The organism is Aliivibrio kagoshimensis (assembly GCF_050337105.1).
Classification (GTDB): Bacteria; Pseudomonadota; Gammaproteobacteria; order Enterobacterales; family Vibrionaceae; genus Aliivibrio_A; species Aliivibrio_A kagoshimensis.
Genome location: NZ_JAKJSQ010000018.1, coordinates 1 through 16,254, shown reverse-complemented (window position 1 = coordinate 16,254; position 16,254 = coordinate 1). Strand labels below are relative to the sequence as shown.

General features: G+C 43.3%; 17 protein-coding genes. 13 read left to right on the top strand and 4 right to left on the bottom strand.

What is annotated here, in order from left to right:
- Window positions 1-107: 107 nt before the first annotated feature.
- The 3 genes from L4C32_RS08305 to L4C32_RS08295 all read left to right on the top strand — a co-directional run bounded on the left by L4C32_RS08305 (window position 108) and on the right by L4C32_RS08295 (window position 2,096).
- A complete protein-coding gene (locus L4C32_RS08305) occupies window positions 108-917 on the top strand; it encodes an EcsC family protein (protein ID WP_428196406.1) in 810 nt (269 codons plus the stop codon).
- 104 nt (window positions 918-1,021) lie between these two features.
- Window positions 1,022-1,948, top strand: coding sequence for a DUF726 domain-containing protein (locus L4C32_RS08300; protein ID WP_428196405.1), 927 nt, complete (start codon window positions 1,022-1,024; stop codon window positions 1,946-1,948).
- Window positions 1,949-1,958: 10 nt separating this feature from the next.
- Window positions 1,959-2,096: a hypothetical protein gene (locus tag L4C32_RS08295; RefSeq protein ID WP_428196404.1), complete on the top strand. Its 138-nt coding sequence runs from the start codon at window positions 1,959-1,961 to the stop codon at window positions 2,094-2,096.
- A 153-nt stretch (window positions 2,097-2,249) separates the two neighbouring features.
- Here L4C32_RS08295 and L4C32_RS08290 read toward each other — a convergent pair whose 3' ends face one another.
- A complete protein-coding gene (locus L4C32_RS08290; RefSeq protein WP_428196403.1) occupies window positions 2,250-2,609 on the bottom strand; it encodes a hypothetical protein in 360 nt (119 codons plus the stop codon).
- 202 nt (window positions 2,610-2,811) lie between these two features.
- Between L4C32_RS08290 and L4C32_RS08285 the strand changes: the two genes are divergently transcribed.
- Genes L4C32_RS08285 through L4C32_RS08275 form a run of 3 tightly spaced genes read left to right on the top strand, consistent with a single transcriptional unit; the run spans window position 2,812 to window position 5,774 of the window.
- Window positions 2,812-3,885 (top strand): ABC transporter substrate-binding protein, encoded by a 1,074-nt coding sequence (locus tag L4C32_RS08285; protein WP_428196402.1) that lies wholly within the window; start codon window positions 2,812-2,814, stop codon window positions 3,883-3,885.
- 16 nt (window positions 3,886-3,901) lie between these two features.
- The gene (locus tag L4C32_RS08280; protein WP_428196401.1) at window positions 3,902-5,005 is read left to right on the top strand and encodes a FecCD family ABC transporter permease; all 1,104 of its coding nucleotides are present in this window, start codon (window positions 3,902-3,904) and stop codon (window positions 5,003-5,005) included.
- Entirely contained in the window at window positions 4,998-5,774 is a 777-nt protein-coding gene (locus L4C32_RS08275) for an ABC transporter ATP-binding protein (RefSeq protein ID WP_428196400.1), read from the top strand. The genes L4C32_RS08280 and L4C32_RS08275 overlap by 8 nt, the downstream gene beginning before the upstream one ends.
- Window positions 5,775-5,818: 44 nt before the next feature.
- Here L4C32_RS08275 and L4C32_RS08270 read toward each other — a convergent pair whose 3' ends face one another.
- Window positions 5,819-7,012, bottom strand: a complete 1,194-nt coding sequence (locus L4C32_RS08270) for an iron-containing alcohol dehydrogenase (RefSeq protein WP_428196399.1) — start codon at window positions 7,010-7,012, stop codon at window positions 5,819-5,821.
- Window positions 7,013-7,035: 23 nt separating this feature from the next.
- Window positions 7,036-7,953 (bottom strand): LysR family transcriptional regulator, encoded by a 918-nt coding sequence (locus L4C32_RS08265; protein ID WP_428196398.1) that lies wholly within the window; start codon window positions 7,951-7,953, stop codon window positions 7,036-7,038.
- A 158-nt stretch (window positions 7,954-8,111) separates the two neighbouring features.
- Between L4C32_RS08265 and aptA the strand changes: the two genes are divergently transcribed.
- The 5 genes from aptA to L4C32_RS08240 all read left to right on the top strand — a co-directional run bounded on the left by aptA (window position 8,112) and on the right by L4C32_RS08240 (window position 14,044).
- On the top strand, window positions 8,112-9,428 hold the full coding sequence (gene aptA / locus L4C32_RS08260; protein ID WP_428196397.1) for an omega-aminotransferase AptA: 1,317 nt from the start codon (window positions 8,112-8,114) through the stop codon (window positions 9,426-9,428).
- A gap of 45 nt (window positions 9,429-9,473) precedes the next feature.
- Window positions 9,474-10,964 (top strand): CoA-acylating methylmalonate-semialdehyde dehydrogenase, encoded by a 1,491-nt coding sequence (locus L4C32_RS08255; RefSeq protein WP_428196396.1) that lies wholly within the window; start codon window positions 9,474-9,476, stop codon window positions 10,962-10,964.
- An 89-nt stretch (window positions 10,965-11,053) separates the two neighbouring features.
- Complete coding sequence (dctP, locus tag L4C32_RS08250; protein ID WP_428196395.1) at window positions 11,054-12,073, top strand: TRAP transporter substrate-binding protein DctP; 1,020 nt, start codon at window positions 11,054-11,056, stop codon at window positions 12,071-12,073.
- A 109-nt stretch (window positions 12,074-12,182) separates the two neighbouring features.
- Entirely contained in the window at window positions 12,183-12,743 is a 561-nt protein-coding gene (locus L4C32_RS08245) for a TRAP transporter small permease (protein ID WP_428196394.1), read from the top strand.
- On the top strand, window positions 12,740-14,044 hold the full coding sequence (locus tag L4C32_RS08240) for a TRAP transporter large permease (RefSeq protein WP_428196393.1): 1,305 nt from the start codon (window positions 12,740-12,742) through the stop codon (window positions 14,042-14,044). The genes L4C32_RS08245 and L4C32_RS08240 overlap by 4 nt, the downstream gene beginning before the upstream one ends.
- A 24-nt stretch (window positions 14,045-14,068) precedes the next feature.
- Here L4C32_RS08240 and L4C32_RS08235 read toward each other — a convergent pair whose 3' ends face one another.
- Entirely contained in the window at window positions 14,069-14,806 is a 738-nt protein-coding gene (locus L4C32_RS08235; protein WP_428196392.1) for a sulfite exporter TauE/SafE family protein, read from the bottom strand.
- 223 nt (window positions 14,807-15,029) lie between these two features.
- Here L4C32_RS08235 and cysD point away from each other — a divergent pair, with 223 nt between their 5' ends.
- Window positions 15,030-15,944 carry a sulfate adenylyltransferase subunit CysD gene (cysD, locus tag L4C32_RS08230; protein WP_428196391.1) on the top strand — a complete coding sequence of 305 codons (915 nt, stop codon included), beginning with the start codon at window positions 15,030-15,032 and terminating at the stop codon, window positions 15,942-15,944.
- Window positions 15,945-16,005: 61 nt separating this feature from the next.
- Window positions 16,006-16,254 (top strand): four helix bundle protein (locus L4C32_RS08225; RefSeq protein WP_428196390.1); only part of this gene is annotated, 249 nt, incomplete at its 3' end.

Sequence of the window (16,254 nt, the reverse complement as noted above, 5' to 3'; positions counted from 1 at the left end):
CCGTACTCCATTTCACAAGTACTGATTAATCCTGTACAATTCATAAAATGGAATATGGATATCAACTTGTACAATGGAACTGATAAACGTATTGATGTGGTTTAACAATGTCTCAAATTAATTCTGAAACTCAAACACTCTCATCTCAGCACCTTTCTGAGCTTAAAGCAGCAAAATCTTTATTGGAAAACCCAGGCCTTGCCGCAAAAGTGACCGATTTCGTCGGAGCACCAATCGAACTTCTTATTGAAAAGCTGCCAGAAGATTGGAATAAAAAAATTGGCAGTGTGACGCATACAGCGCTTGATAAAGCAGCAGATGCAGCGCTTTATACAATGAAAGATATTCCAGGAGAAGAGTCATCTAACATTTGGCATAAAATTGGCGCGGCAGCTAGCGGAGCTGCCGGAGGTTTCTTCGGTATTACAGCTCTATCGATTGAGTTGCCTGTTTCAACAACGCTGATGCTACGTTCTATTGGTGATGTTGCTAGGGAGCAAGGTGAATCTATAAGTAGTGAAGAGACAAAACTTGCTTGTTTACAGGTTTTTGCACTAGGTGGAAATAGTAATGATGATGACGGTGCTGAGTCAGGTTACTTTGCAATACGTGGGATGTTGGCAAGAGCTACTGCTGAAGCTGCCGAACATATTGCTAAACATGGATTAGCTCAAGAGGCGGCACCAGTACTGGTCCGATTCATGACGTTGATAGCGGAACGTTTTGGTGTTCAGATTACTCAAAAAGCGGCTGCTCAAGCTGTTCCTGCAATAGGTGCTGTCGGTGGAGCTGCGATCAATACGATATTTATGGATCATTTCCAAGATATGGCAAAAGGGCACTTTATTGTTCGTAAGCTTGAGCGTCAATATGGACTGGAGTCAGTAAGACAGCAATATCACTTATTACCAAGTTAAGGTGGTGTGATCAAATTCCTGATTCTATTTGTATTCGTTATGTTCCTAGTGGGCGTCATTTCTACTGTGTTTAAAGCGCGCAAAGTCATTAAAGGTAAATAACCATGTTTAACAAATTTAAGGCGTCACTGCCTGGCTTTGACATCACCCCGCTGCTTAAAAGTCTTAAAGAGTCATTAACTGAGCAAAGTGGAGAGGCTCTAGAACCACGAGATAAGCCATCTTGTGAACTCGTTCAAGTGCGTGAAGGCAAGCTTCCAGCTGTATTTATCATCAACGGTTTTCTATCTGAAAACAACGTATGCTCAAAAGATTGGTTAGATGTGGTAGATGAACTTTATCCAACTAATAAAGTTATTCGTGTTGAATGGAAAGCAGGCAACTTAACCGACATGGTTTTTGATAAAGGGGCTGTACCAAATATTCCAGCCTCAAGGAATGGAAAGCTTGGCTTTGCTGCAATGGTGGCGGCTCGTAGTACCATTTTAGGTATAGCGAGTACTGTAGGTGCGTTTGTGGTTGATAAAGTGGCAGGGCATTGGAAAAGATCTTTTCATGAAACACGCCACGTCGCGAGTGGGCTTGCGAGCTATCTAGAACAGCAGCCTGAGTTTGAAAACTGCATTTTAATGGGGCACTCGTTGGGTGGTCGCATAGTAAGGCACACCCTGAACGAGTTAGTTCGTTCAAACCTGGTATCTGTGGCGTATGTGTTCGCAGGAGCAGTGTCTAGTGAAGATGAGCAGTGGCAGGAGGTTTTTGAAAAACATTCACAGCTCAAACTCATCAATTGTATGTCAAAAAAAGACTATGTTCTGAAAAGTGCATACAAGGTAGGAACCCTATGGGATCACGAGCCTGCCGGATTAAGTCCTGTAATGGTTCAGCATATTCACACGCTGAACCTAGATGTGACGATGTACGCCAAAGGTCACACAGAGTTTAAGCAAAAAGAGCTTGGGGAATACTTAAAAAGCGAACTTAGCCTGCTGGAAAAGGATAAGTTAGCCATGCTACATATTAGTGATTAAAGGCTCCTGTATGATTCTACAAGTACAATCTCTAGTTGAACATTTAGAGTTTAATCATCATTTCATTCTAAATCCTGAATTAAGTGATGAAGATGGTCTAGTACTAGATAACCCATTGACCGCACGACTTGCCTCTAACACAGTGTAATTTTAATCAAGCACTAAGCTTGCAGCTTCTTGCTTAAACTCAGGACCAAATGTACGACGAACTCTGTTCATGAAACACCTCTCTTTGAGTGGTAACTGTACCACCTAAAATGGTGTCCGGATTTATTAAACCACTACATTTATTACTTGTTCATTATAAATTTAGTTTTTTCTCTGCCGCTTTAGTTAGTTGTTGAAGGAGAGTTTGATTCGTTTTTAACTGTTGTTTGAGTGCTATTTTTTCGTGATTTAAAGTGTCTATACTTTTAGTGCTAGCTTGGTTATTAATATTTGAATCATTAAGCAGTTTGAGTTTTTCTTTTGATATGTTTTGTAATGTCTCAGCAAAATCAATTTCTGCTTCAATTAATTCAATTTCAGACTTAATTACCTCTACCTTGATGCGAGTAGATGATGTTTGTTCTTGAATATACAATGCATTATTAACATATTTGTTTATATCTGTTGCCATATCTTGTATCTCTATTAAAAAGTTAGTCGCTTCTTTTTGCATATTGACTTAAACCTATCTCTCTATGAATCTCTTTTATTTTAACGGATGACATCCATTATAGGTCGAGACCAACATATTCTCCAGTAGAAAATAATTTTTGAGTACTAGATAGCGATACCCCGATTCTTTACATTAACCAATTGAGAATAACTATCATTAGTGTTAAGGTGCGGTTCAATATATTCCTGTGGTGATGACTCATATGATAGAACGTAAAAAATCCGTTATCGTCTTGATAGCACTGTTTATTTCTTGCCTCTTCAATGTCAATGTTGCTTGGGCTGATCCCATTAAATTTACTGACCAAGCTGGACGCGACATTACTTTACCTTCGGTTCCCCAAAAAGTGGCTGCCATCGCGACTCCAGCGGGCTCGATGGTTGTTACCATCACCAATGATGGTAGCTCGTTAGTCGGAACTTCTCCTAACTCTCACAATGCGATTGTTGAAGGCGTTCTGGATGAGTTTTACCCTGAATTGAGCAAGGTATCTTCAGATATTATTTCCCAACAAGGGACGCCAAATATTGAAGAGTTGCTCAATCTAGACCCGGATGTTGTTCTGCAATGGGCCCGAAAAACCAAATCCATAGATGCGCTTGAGGCTGCTGGTTTAACAGTGGTTGGCATGAAATATCAAAAAATAGACATTGCCAAATCATGGCTTACTGATATCGCATTAATGATGGATAAGAAAGAGAGAGCGGAAACAATTCTTAAGTGGCATCAGAGCGTATATAAATGGATTACCAGCAAAACGAAACAGATCTCCGACGCAAACAAGCCCAAAGTATTATATATGCTAGCTCCTCAAAGGGCGGCGGGACCCAATAGCCATTTCCAATTCTTCATGGATACAGCTGGCGCAAAGAATGCACTTAGCGTAGATGCCGCATTTGTGGATATAGACCCGGAGATGGTGCTTGAAGCTAACCCAGACATTATTTGGTTGTTTGGTTTCAATGCAAAGCTGACACCTGAAACCATTTATAATAATCCCATTTTAACTTCGATAAGTGCAGTAAAAAACAAACGTGTATATAAAGTGCCTGTGGGTGGGGATCGATGGGATCCACCAAATCAGGAGTCACCTTTGGGCTGGGAGTGGTTCACACGGACAGTACACCCTGACTTACTTGATGGCTCCATTCGCGATTCTATTTTGTCTGCTTATCCTATGTTATATGGGAAAACGCCTTCAGAATCCCAATTGGCGCATATATTAAGAGAGGAGATGAATAAGGATGGGAAAGACTACGTGAAGATAATTCATTAAAGATAAGTAGGGCATAATGTTAGTTAAAAATAGAGATATAAGTAGAAGTAAATGGCTAGGCTCTGCCGATCTGTCATTAACTTCAATGAGGAAAAGGGCTTATAGCTGGCAGCTATCTTGTCTTTTTATTCTATTGCTTATAGTGATGATATTTGCTCTTTCAACAGGTCGTTATGACGTTTCATTTACTAATGTACTCAGTATACTTGCCGCCAATGTATTTGATATATCGAATCATGGCGAAGCCAGTTGGAAGATTGTAGAAGAGCGCGTCGTTGAGCTCGTTCGTTTGCCACGTGTTCTTGTCGCAGGCTTGTGTGGTGCCGCTCTGTCTATCAGTGGCGCTGCTTTACAAGGAATGTTTCGCAATCCTTTAGTGGGGCCGCAGGTGATAGGGGTGTCATCAGGTGCTGCATTTGGCGGTGTGCTTTCTATTCTATTTATGTTGCCCGACTATTTTATTCCGGTCGCTGCTTTTTTATTTGGTTTGATCGCTTTAATCATAACGATGGCGATAGCAAGTGCTGGGGGTGGAAAAAATGTCCTTGCACTTATTCTTGGTGGCATAGTGACTTCCGCTTTCTTCTCTTCGTTGGTTTCTCTTGCTAAATATACTGCAGATCCTGATGATAGCCTTCCAGCGATAGTTTACTGGTTACTAGGCTCTTTCAATGAATCTGGTTATGTTGATGTACTTTATCTGCTAGTTCCGGTATTGACGGCTGGAGTATTGATTCTCAAAATGCGTCATGTGATCAATATACTCTCGCTTGGCGAAGAAGAAGCCCGTTCCATTGGTATTAATGTTGATATCAGCCGATGGGTAGTTCTTGTGTCTTGTTCGTTGTTGATTGCCGCAACAGTGTCTGTCAGCGGAATTGTTGGCTGGGTAGGTTTAATCATTCCTCATTTTGCTCGTATGATTACTGGAGCTAACCACGTCCGCTTGTTACCAATATCGATGTTAATAGGTGCAATATATATGATTTTAGTGGATACCGTGGCGCGCACGGCAAGTTACGGCGAGATCCCTATTGGTGTGCTTACTTCATTAATTGGAGCACCTATTTTTGGTTGGTTACTGTATCGGACTCAAATGAAAGGATGGAGCAATGATTAACGTCGATGGTATCTCTTTTCAATACCCCGGAGCGGATAAGCCCATTTTTGATGGGCACAGTTTCTCCCTAGATAAAGGAGAGGTTTTGGCAATACTGGGTCCTAACGGGTCAGGAAAAACTACCCTGATTAAAGCCTTACTTGGCCTGCTACCTTTGAGCAGTGGCACCGTCAATATTTCAGGACGTTTCTCATATGTACCTCAAAGTACCTTGAGTCCATTTGATTACAGTGTTGGAGAAATGGTCATTATGGGTGCTAGTGGTCAAAATGGCCTTTTTGCTACTCCATTAAAGCGAGATAGGCACCGTACTGAACAGGCACTGGATCAGGTCGGTATGTTAGATTATATCAACGAAAATTTTGCTCATTTAAGTGGCGGACAAAAACAGCTCATTCTGATTGCCAGAGCATTGGTTTCCGATCCTGGTATTTTGATTCTTGATGAACCAACATCGGCGCTGGATTATCACAATCAGGATAAAGTATTGCAAACAATGGCGGATGTCAGTCAGGCGGGTAAGTCAGTCATCTTTACTACCCACTGTCCTCATCAAGCACTTCATGTGTCCGATAAAGTTCTTTTAGTTAAAGCTCATGCCCAAAGCATATTTGGTTTTTCAAATACTATTCTTGAAGAGAAGCACTTAAGCCAACTTTACGAACTGCCTATTGTTCGTCACTCTTTAGAACACGGGGATATAATCGTGCCTCGTTTTAGCGACATTTCAAAACGGATTGCTGTGAAACCGCTCTTTAAGGCAGAATGATTGACCAAACTCGAAGGAGTAGGGAGTGAGAGCGCCCTATGCAGTTAACTCGCAGGCAATAACTGCTCTAGCAACCTTTCACATTGAGCTCTATTCATCAGTTTAGGCACTGGGTATTCACAGTATGCTTCTTTAACCGCCCGTTTTGCCAATGTTGGAATGTCCTGTGCTTTGAGCTGTGGAAAATCAGTTTGAATATTTAATGTTTGATTGAGTGTTTTGACCCCAGCAACAAATTTGTGCGCCGCTTCCAATTGAGTATCATCAGGAGTAGAGAGCCCAGCCGCTATTGCTAATTCCGCATATTGACAGATACCCGCGTCGAATGAAAATTCCAGCACATGCGGCAGAATCACTGCATTCGCCAGTCCGTGAGGGATATGATAATAACCACCCATTTGGTGAGCTATAGCGTGCACATAACCAATCGAGGCGCGGGTAAAAGCTACTCCTGCATTAAAACTTGCGATGGACATATGTCGTCTTGCTTCTATGTCATCACCATCTGAGTAAGCTTTGGGTAGATAGGCAAAAATACGTTTGACGGCATCATAACCATAAGCTTTTGTTTGTTCAGTAGCATAACCGCCTATGTACGATTCTATAGCATGGGTTAGAGCATCAATACCCGTTTCAGCAGTAATATTGGCAGGTAAACCTGTCATCAATAGCGGGTCAAGAATGGCTATAGCGGGCACTAAGCTCGGATCAATAATAGTAAATTTCAGTTTTTTATTTGGGTCACTGATAACGGCAACAACCGTTGCTTCAGAACCGGTACCTGCTGTCGTCGGGATAGCAATAAAGGGTGGCAAGGCTTTGCGCACGCGCAGTAAACCAATGAGTTTTTTTACCTCTACATTCTTAACCGCTGCAGCAGCAATGCCTTTGGCACAATCCATTGATGAACCGCCACCTAAAGCAATAATGCTGTCGCATCCGCTCTGGTTATATAGCTGCACTCCAGTAGTAACCAATTGTAACGTTGGGTCGGGCGTTACCTTATCAAATAGAACATACTGAACCTGTTCAGCATCCAGTGCATCAGTTAAAAACTTAGTAATACCGAGTTTTACCAAGATCGCATCAGTCACAATTAACGGTTTGTTACCCCCCATTTCTAATAATGCTTGAGCAGCTTGCACAATTGAGCCTTCACCTTCGATGAGTTTAGGCATTGGGATCGGTACTAGCTTGTTGGCTTGACCACGTATCTTGATCACTGATTGATGTAACATCACATTCCTTTTTATCGAATTATTCAACAACAGCGAACTGGCGCGATCATCTCATTATAGAGTGCTAACCAATGGTCGAGTATTACGTTTTTTGAATTGGATTTATTAACTATCATCTCATAGGTGATCTCATTTTGGATCTCTGTGATGCCTACCTGTTTCATTCGGCCCGTCGCTACCCATTGTTCGGCGTAGAAGTCGGGTAAAAAACCAAGGTAACTGCCACTTAAAATGAGAAATGCAGTGCCTTCACGGTCTGGTGACTCGGCACATACATTAAATTGGGACCAGTCAATATTGATGGTGGAACTGGACTGAATCGTCGGATATTCAGCGATAACGTCAAGTCTACAGTGGGGCTGTGTGTCGTGAAAGAGTGAGTGGCCAGCACCACAGTAGAGATTTTCTATTTCAGAGTAGAGAGGGTAGTAGTCAAAAGCGTCCATTTTTTTTTCAACTTGAATGATGCCGACGTTGATTAGGTTATTTCTTAAGTCCATTTCCACCTTTTTGGATGGCATCATTTGTAAGTGCACTGCTACATCGGGAAACTTATCGCGCATCTGTGAAATCATATCGGTAATCACCATCTTTTTATGATTGATAAAGCTGTCTGTAATTCCGAGGTAGATCTCACCTGCCGTTTTATTATGTATCTGGTTTACCTCATTGCAAAAAGTAGCAATGGAAGTCTGAAGCGCTTGAACATGCAGATAAAATTGCTCACCTTCACAGGTCAAAGAGAAGCCTCCGCGTCCTCGATTACAAAGGTGCAATCCAGTCCGTATTTCCAAATCTGAAATCGCGATACTGACGGCAGAACGACTAATGTTCAGTTCACTCGCGGCGTGAGTAAACCCTGAAACCTCGACGACTTTGCAAAAAATCCTCATGGTTCTTAAATCCATATTCGCTAACTGCTTGAGGTGATCTCTTGTCATGAGGACTGTCCGGTTAGTGATGGGTATAGCCAATGTATCATTAAAATCAGCATGTTTCGAAATTGTTAATGTGAAGTTAACCAATTGGTGATTTAACGCATGTTTTGTGCTGTGTAGAGTGTTATTAACGATAAATGGTGAGAACAAGGAAGCACACTATGTCATTGACTCAATCACAACTAGACGCTCATTGGATGCCGTTTTCGAGCAATCGAGAATTTAAGAAGAACCCCCGCATATTTACCTCAGCACAAGGTCACTATTATACGGATGATAAAGGTCGAAAAATATACGATTCGCTTTCAGGATTGTGGACTAACGGCCTTGGTCATAATGTGACCGAACTCAATGAAGCCATCACTAAGCAACTAAAAACGTTGGATTATGCACCAGGCTTCCAGTTTGGGCATGAGAAGTCGTTTGAACTGGCTGAAAGATTGGTTGAGGTGATGCCAAATGGGTTGGATAAGGTGTTTTTTACAACAGGTGGTTCAGACGCGGTTGAGAGTGCTCTGAAAATTGCCAGAGGCTACTGGGTTAAGAGGGGCCAAGCATCAAAAACGCGGTTTGTTGGTCGAATGAAGGGTTATCACGGTGTGAACTACGGTGGCATCAGTGTCGGTGGAATTGTCGGAAATCGCTCTCTCTTTGGTCAGGGCATAGAGTCTGACCACTTAGGACACACTTTGAAGGCCGCTGGTACGTTTAATAAAGGGTTACCAGAGAACGGGGCAGAACTTGCGAATCAATTACTGGATATTATTGAGCTACATGGCAGTGCGACTATCGCAGGAGTCATTGTCGAGCCAATAGCAGGTTCTGCTGGGGTGATCCCGCCACCGATGGGTTACCTTGAAAGGCTAAAAGAGATCTGTATTGAACACGATATTTTATTGATCTTCGATGAAGTGATCTGTGCGTTTGGCCGCATGGGGGCTTACAGTGCCGCCGAAGCATTTAATGTTACACCTGACATCATGACAACGGCAAAACAGCTGACCAATGGCCTGTTTCCCTTGGGGGCAGTGCTTACCCGTCGTGAAATTTATGACTGTTATATGAGTCATAGCGGTGACGAGTCATTAATCGAATTGCCACATGGTTACACCTACTCTGGTCACCCAATTGGCTGCGCGGCAGCATTAGCAACGCTTGACTATATGCAATCAAACAGCGTAATCCATCGAGTGACTGAACTCAGCGCTGAGTTTGAAACCAAAGTCCATTCATTAAGCCATCTCGACTCAATTTTGGATATCCGAAACTATGGGTTGGCCGCGGGCCTGACGATTGACCCGTCGGGTGAAATGCCCAGCTATCGTCCATATCAGATCGCAATGAACATGTGGGATAAAGGTTTTTATACGCGTTTTGGTGGTGACACTCTTCAACTTGGCATTCCTTTTATGTCCTCCTCTTCTGAGGTTGACTCTCTGATTAACGCACTTGGTGAAAGCATCGAGCAGTTAACATAATTCGAAGCTCATAGATTTAATACGTCAAATAAAAAGGGAAATGATATGGCGAACATAGGACATTTTATCGGTGGAGAATTGATCTCTGATTCTACAACGCACATTCCGGTGTACAACCCGTCAACAGGAGAGGTTGATCAATACGTTGGCGCCGCTTCCTTAGAGACGGTGCAAAGTGCGATTCAAAAGGCAGCGGAGGCGTTTCCCGCATGGCGAGATACGCCTCCGACAAAACGCGTTAAAGTACTGCAGAAATTCAAGTATTTACTTGAAAAACATAGCGATAAAATTTGTGAATTGGTTGGTCAAGAGCATGGGAAAATTGGTCATGATGCGCTAGGCGAGTTGTCTCGTGGGATCGAGAATGTTGAATACACCTTTGGCATAGCCGAAAAGCTAAAAGGAGAGCACTCGAATAATGTCGGCCCAGACATCGATTCATGGAGTGAGTTTGCACCTGTTGGTGTGGTGGCGGGGATCACGCCGTTTAATTTCCCAGCCATGGTGCCTTTGTGGATGTTCCCTATTGCGATCGCTTGCGGTAACTGCTTCATCTTAAAACCTTCCGAGAAAGCGCCGTCGGCCCCCCTTTTTATTGCTCAGCTATTAAAAGAAGCGGGCTTACCTGATGGGGTCATGAATGTCGTTAATGGTGACCACCAGGTAGTGAATGCACTATTAACGGACGATCGAATTAAAGCAGTGAGTTTTGTCGGTTCCACACCGGTTGCAGAGTATATCTATAAAACGGCTGCCGAAAATGGTAAGCGCTGCCAAGCATTAGGTGGTGCGAAGAATCACGCGATCGTGATGCCTGATGCTGATATAGATAATGCGGTGGAGCAACTTATCGGAGCCGCTTTTGGGTCTTCCGGTGAACGTTGCATGGCACTTTCTGTTGCGGTGGCCGTCGGTGATGACGTTGCTGACAGGTTGATTGACAAACTGTCGACTGCAATGGAAGGGCTTAAAGTGGGACCCTATCAGGATAATAGTGCCAATTTTGGCGCCGTGATCAGCGCTGAGCACCGTGATGCCATTGTTGAACATATCACCAGTGCTGAGGCGCAAGGGGCAAAAATAGTTATTGATGGACGCCAAGTGAGAGTTGAAGGGCATGAAAATGGCTATTACTTAGGCGGGACGTTAATTGATGAGGTAACGACACGCATGTCTAGTTACCAAGCTGAAATATTCGGCCCTGTTTTACAAATAGTGCGAGTAAGTACTATGAAAGAGGCAATGCAGTTAGTGAATGATCATGAGTATGGCAATGGCACGTGTATCTTTACACGAGATGGTGAAGCTGCCAGATACTTTAGTAAGAATATTGAAGTTGGCATGGTCGGAATTAATATTCCGCTACCGGTACCTGTCTCATACCACAGTTTTGGTGGGTGGAAACGTTCACTCTTTGGCGATTTGGCAGCTTATGGCCCTGATGCTGTTCGCTTTTATACAAAGAGAAAGACCATTACTCAGCGCTGGCCCTCGAACGGTGTACGAGAGGGCATCAAGTTCTCATTCCCAAGCTAAACATCCCTGTGCCACTTCTTCCACCGAGTGGGGTGAGTGGCTTTTTTGCAATAACGAAGCATAAATAATTTATGTTAAGGATAACGGCAATGCAAAGTAAATCAACAATCGTGAAAACAGCGAAATCCACATTATTAGGAACGGCAATGGTAGCGACGTTAGCGACCTCTTCCGTATTCGCTGATGATTTCATTCTGTCACAATCTTATCCGACTGATCATATCTTTCATATGACAGCCAAAAACTTCATGTCAAATTTGCAAGCGACAGGCTCAGAGTATGAACCGGCATATCACTCTGGAGGGGACTTAGGAAGTTGGGAGTCACAGTTTGAACAGGCAATGGACGGTGTGATTCCAATGACCATCACCTATGGGGCCTCTGAATTTGATAATCGACTTGATTTAACGTGGCTCGGTTATGTGGTTGATGACTGGAAGAGTGCGAAAGCAGCTTATGGCCCAGAGGGGGAGATGTTAGGAATCTACAATGAGATTTTTAATGATATCGGTCTTCAAGCGTTAGGTATCGTCCCAACAGGTTTTGGTTCTATTGCCGTGAGAAAAGGAGTGGGTAAAGTACCCGTGAATTTTCCTGAAGATGGAAAGGGCATAAAAATGAGAACCGCGACGATTCAGATAGGCGTTGACCGATTTAACGATCTGGGCTTTGCGGCAGTACCTATTCCATACGGTGAGCTCTACACCTCTCTTCAGTTAGGGGTTATTGATGCAAGAGCGACCGCACCTGCCGTAGAGATTTGGCAAATGCGCGATGTATTGGAAACCTACATTCTGACCAAAGACTACTTCGAACAAGCGTTCATCTTAGTCAATAAAGAGTGGTGGGATGACCTGCCTACCGACGAACGAGCTAAATTTCAAACCGCGATTGATAAGACCATGACTTGGGTTTGGAATGAAGCACAATCCATTGATGAAGGCTACCTACAGAAGGTGAAAGACTCTGGCATCAATGTGGTTGAATTGACCGAAGACCAGATGAATAAATCAAAAGCGATCATCTACGCCAATGAGTGGCCAAAAATGGAGAAGCTCATTGGTCCTGACATTATGAACAAGCTGACAGCGATAGCTAAGCCTCGATAGCCCAAACTCTTGTTTTAACGGTTTCGTTAGATTAACGATGTACAAGCCCTGTACGGTTAGAGTCCGTGATGTTCTCTAATCGTACCGGGTTTCATGTAAGAGAGGGTGTATGAGAAAGCTGAATTATCAAGGGATGGGACAGGTATTTGAGTCCATCATTAGAGTACAAATTATTGTTGCTTCCATTGCTTTATCGCTATTGATGTTTACTCAGGTGATTACTCGATACTTTTTTGATTCTCCGTTTCCTGGTATTGAAGAGGTAGCGATTTTATTAGGGGTATGGATATATTTCCCTGCCATGGGGTACGCCACGAAAACCAAAGATCATATCTATGGAGGTATCGTAGAGCTGGTGGTGAAAGATGAGTACACGTTGTCTGTTATTCGGTTTGTTATTTACTTGATCAGTATCGTCTCTGCCGCTGTGTTTTGCTATTTCGCCGTGAAGTACGCCTACAGTGTGTTTGATAAGGGACGTTTGAGCATTAGCCTTCGTTGGTATCGATATTTATGGAGCACGTCCATGGCGTTAGGGTTTATTTTGATGCTTGGGTATTTTTTGCTGGATGCGGTAAAAGAGTGGAATGCGCTGTTGGCGATGAAGGGGCAAAGGAAAGCACTTGAGGTGAATGGTATCACTCAGGTAACCAAAGGAGCGTCAAAATGATCATATTTATCGTCTCGCTGATTATTATCATCATACTTCTGTTAATCGGCACACCCGTTGCTTTTTCGTTTGGCGTTGGGGCACTGTTGTTTAGCTGGTTTACAGGTAGCAATATTTCGTTCTTGCTGCCGCATGGTTATAACACCACCGCAAGCTTTGCACTGTTGGCGCTCCCCTTGTTCATTTTGGCCGGATCCATCATGGCTGCGGGGGGAATTTCAGAGCGAATACTGAATTTTATCTCAGCCATCGTCGGACGTGTCAAAGGGGGATTAGGTGCGGTGACCGTTCTTACGTGTGCGCTGTTTGGTGCGATTTCAGGAAGCTCTTCGGCCGCGATTGCCGCGATTGGTCAAATCATGATTCCAAGAATGATCCGTGAAGGGTACCCAGCAGGGTATGCTACCGCGTTAGTCGCCTCCTCGTCAGTGCTTGCGTTGTTAATCCCGCCAAGCATTCCGATGATTGTCTTCTCAATTACTGGCGGTTTGTCGGTCGGTGCAGCCTTTTTATCGACAGTGATCCCAGGTATTTTTCTTGCCATTTGGTACTGTATTCTTAATTTCATTATCTTACGAAACAATGACGATATTATCGTTAAACCTAAAGCACCCGTTATGGTCTCGATGAAGGAGATCGCCAGTTCAGGGTATAACGCATCTTTCGCGCTGCTGATGCCAATTATCATTTTGGGGGTCATTTATAGTGGTATGGCAACCCCGACAGAGGCGGCAGCCATCTCTGTGGTGTATGCCGCAGTGGTGAGCATATTCATTTATCGAGGAATGTCATTTAAACAGTTGGGAGAGGTGACACTCAAAGCGGCGATAATAACGGGTTCTATCATTGCCGTGCTCTTTTTTTTGTTTGTGATGAGCCGAGCTATGATCATGCAGAAAATTCCAACAGAGCTTGCCGCAGCAATGCTCAGTTTGAGTGACAATAAATACATCATTCTCTTTATGATTAATATTTTGCTTTTGTTGATTGGTATGATTGTGGATGACATTTCGGGCAGCATATTAGCTGCGGTAATATTTTTACCCGTGATTCAAGCATTAGGAATACATCCGATTCACTTTGCTGCAATAGTTGGAGTCAACCTAGGGCTTGGTAATGTCTCTCCTCCCTGCGCTCCAATGCTCTATATGGCGGGAGGGATCAGTAAACTGAGGCTCGATCAATACTTTAAACCAACGATTACTTTACTGGCATTTGGCCACCTTCCGGTTGTTTTCATCGTTACTTTTTTCCCACAACTCTCCCTTTATTTGCCTAAATTGTTAATGGGTATTTCTTAAGAGAGTGCTCTATTGGCCGCCAAGTCAGTAGAGCACATTCAAAACACTGAAACTGGCAATGACAATCAGTAAGATGATGGTAACGGGTTTGAATTTCTTAGCACCATATGTCTCGAATAAGTGTGTGCCAATAATGCCGCCTAGCATACTGCTTGGTAACAATGCGGCTGTCAGCAACAAGGTATTCCCATCCACTAAACCGGCCACTGTGGCGGAGAGAAAAGCGGTTGAATCTGCGAGCACAAAAAACGCGATCAAACAGGCTCTTGCTACCGCTGGCGAAAACGGGCTGGCTAGCGCATGTGTACCCACAGGTGGACCTGACATTGACGCCGCGCCATTCATCACACCTGCTAAACTGCCTAAAATTAACGGAGCTAAACGGCTCTTCTTTGAGTACTGAAAACCACGTTGAATCATAAATGCTGAAACAAAAATAAAACCGCTGATGATCAAAATAATCGTTTGCTGGTCAACAGATGTCAGTAGCAAGAGACCGATAGGGGTAAATAGTAAGCAGGGGATGAATACTTGCGTCACCCAAGACCAATCGACAGAACGCCGTACTTTAGGCAGAAGTTGTATATTGCCCAAACAGTCGATCAGCATGAATACAGGGACTAGCTTAATAACAGGGACAAACAGTGCACTTAAAGGCAGAGCGATGAGCGTAAATCCAAAGCCTGAGAATCCGCGGACTGTAGCTGCAAAGATAAAAATCAAAATCAAAGCAAAAAAGGTGTGACTAAAAATAAGATCCATATATGGGCTCTAACAACTGGCCTCTATAACAGAGTACAACGAGTGATTGATAAGGTGCGGATTGTGCGACTGCTTGCCTTAAATAACAAGGGTTTTTCAAGGTATTTATAAATTAAATCGTCTCTGGTATTCAGTGGTGTTGTGCTTGGTAGGCTTGAGGTGAAAATGTGTTATTATCGCCATGCATGGAACGTAATTTAATTATAATTATTAGGAATGACGGATGAAGATTTCCCCCTCTCGTATGACGCATTTAAAACAGTTAGAAGCTGAGTCCATTCACATTATGCGTGAAGTGGTTGCTGAGTTTGATAATCCAGTAATGCTTTACTCAGTGGGTAAAGACTCCTCTGTGATGTTGCATTTAGCAAAAAAAGCTTTTGCACCGGGCACTCCGCCATTCCCCTTAATGCACGTTGATACCACCTGGAAATTCAAAGAGATGATTGAGTTTCGTGATTATATGGCTGAAAAAGTCGGCATGAATTTGATCGTTCATCAAAACCCAGAAGGTGTCGCGATGGGCATTGACCCATTTGTTCATGGTTCATCCAAACATACCGACATCATGAAAACTCAAGGGCTGAAACAGGCTTTAGATAAACATGGTTTTGATGCCGCTTTTGGTGGCGCACGCCGTGATGAAGAGAAATCTCGAGCTAAAGAGCGTGTCTACTCGTTTCGTGATGAGCACCACCGTTGGGACCCTAAAAATCAGCGTCCAGAATTATGGAACATCTATAACGGTAAAGTGAACAAAGGTGAGAGCATTCGAGTTTTCCCACTCTCTAATTGGACCGAACTCGATATCTGGCAATACATCTACTTGGAAAGCATTGAGATCCCTGAATTGTACCTCTCTAAACCTCGTCCTGTGGTTAAGCGCGATGGTGTGTTGATCATGGTTGATGATGAGCGTATGAAGCTGAAAGAGGATGAAGTGGCAGAAGAGAAGATGGTGCGTTTTCGTACGTTAGGCTGTTACCCACTCACTGGTGCGGTAGAGTCTGAAGCGACAACCCTGCCTGAAGTGATCCAAGAGATGCTACTCACCACCACCTCAGAGCGCCAAGGTCGTACCATCGATCATGACTCTTCAGGTTCGATGGAGAAAAAGAAACGCGAAGGGTACTTTTAAAAGCAGGTACAAGAAGCAAGGTACAAGGTACAAGGTACAAAAGGATAAGGAGAAGATCGGCATGCGCTTTGAAGATTTAGAAGTTTGGAAGCGTTCTGCACGCTTATCTGCTGAAGTTTATAAGTGTTTTTTGAAATCAAAGGATTTTGGTTTTAAAGACCAGATCACACGGAGTTCATTATCAATATCTTCAAATATTGCTGAAGGTTATGAGCGCAGAAGTAATAAAGAGTTTCTTCTCTTTCTATCGTATGCTCGTGGCCCTAGTGGCGAGCTAAGATCTCAGATCTATATTGGTATAGAAATAGGT

Bases quoted from the DNA above. Each gene is read 5' to 3' on its own strand.
- L4C32_RS08255 (WP_428196396.1), top strand. From the start codon at position 9,474: ATGGCGAACATAGGACATTTTATCGGTGGAGAATTGATCTCTGATTCT.
- L4C32_RS08240 (WP_428196393.1), top strand. From the start codon at position 12,740: ATGATCATATTTATCGTCTCGCTGATTATTATCATCATACTTCTGTTA.
- L4C32_RS08235 (WP_428196392.1), bottom strand. From the start codon at position 14,806: ATGGATCTTATTTTTAGTCACACCTTTTTTGCTTTGATTTTGATTTTT.
- cysD (WP_428196391.1), top strand. From the start codon at position 15,030: ATGAAGATTTCCCCCTCTCGTATGACGCATTTAAAACAGTTAGAAGCT.
- L4C32_RS08270 (WP_428196399.1), bottom strand. From the start codon at position 7,012: ATGTTACATCAATCAGTGATCAAGATACGTGGTCAAGCCAACAAGCTA.
- L4C32_RS08280 (WP_428196401.1), top strand. From the start codon at position 3,902: ATGTTAGTTAAAAATAGAGATATAAGTAGAAGTAAATGGCTAGGCTCT.
- aptA (WP_428196397.1), top strand. From the start codon at position 8,112: ATGTCATTGACTCAATCACAACTAGACGCTCATTGGATGCCGTTTTCG.
- L4C32_RS08300 (WP_428196405.1), top strand. From the start codon at position 1,022: ATGTTTAACAAATTTAAGGCGTCACTGCCTGGCTTTGACATCACCCCG.
- L4C32_RS08275 (WP_428196400.1), top strand. From the start codon at position 4,998: ATGATTAACGTCGATGGTATCTCTTTTCAATACCCCGGAGCGGATAAG.
- dctP (WP_428196395.1), top strand. From the start codon at position 11,054: ATGCAAAGTAAATCAACAATCGTGAAAACAGCGAAATCCACATTATTA.
- L4C32_RS08295 (WP_428196404.1), top strand. From the start codon at position 1,959: ATGATTCTACAAGTACAATCTCTAGTTGAACATTTAGAGTTTAATCAT.
- L4C32_RS08265 (WP_428196398.1), bottom strand. From the start codon at position 7,953: ATGACAAGAGATCACCTCAAGCAGTTAGCGAATATGGATTTAAGAACC.
- L4C32_RS08245 (WP_428196394.1), top strand. From the start codon at position 12,183: ATGAGAAAGCTGAATTATCAAGGGATGGGACAGGTATTTGAGTCCATC.
- L4C32_RS08290 (WP_428196403.1), bottom strand. From the start codon at position 2,609: ATGCAAAAAGAAGCGACTAACTTTTTAATAGAGATACAAGATATGGCA.
- L4C32_RS08285 (WP_428196402.1), top strand. From the start codon at position 2,812: ATGATAGAACGTAAAAAATCCGTTATCGTCTTGATAGCACTGTTTATT.
- L4C32_RS08305 (WP_428196406.1), top strand. From the start codon at position 108: ATGTCTCAAATTAATTCTGAAACTCAAACACTCTCATCTCAGCACCTT.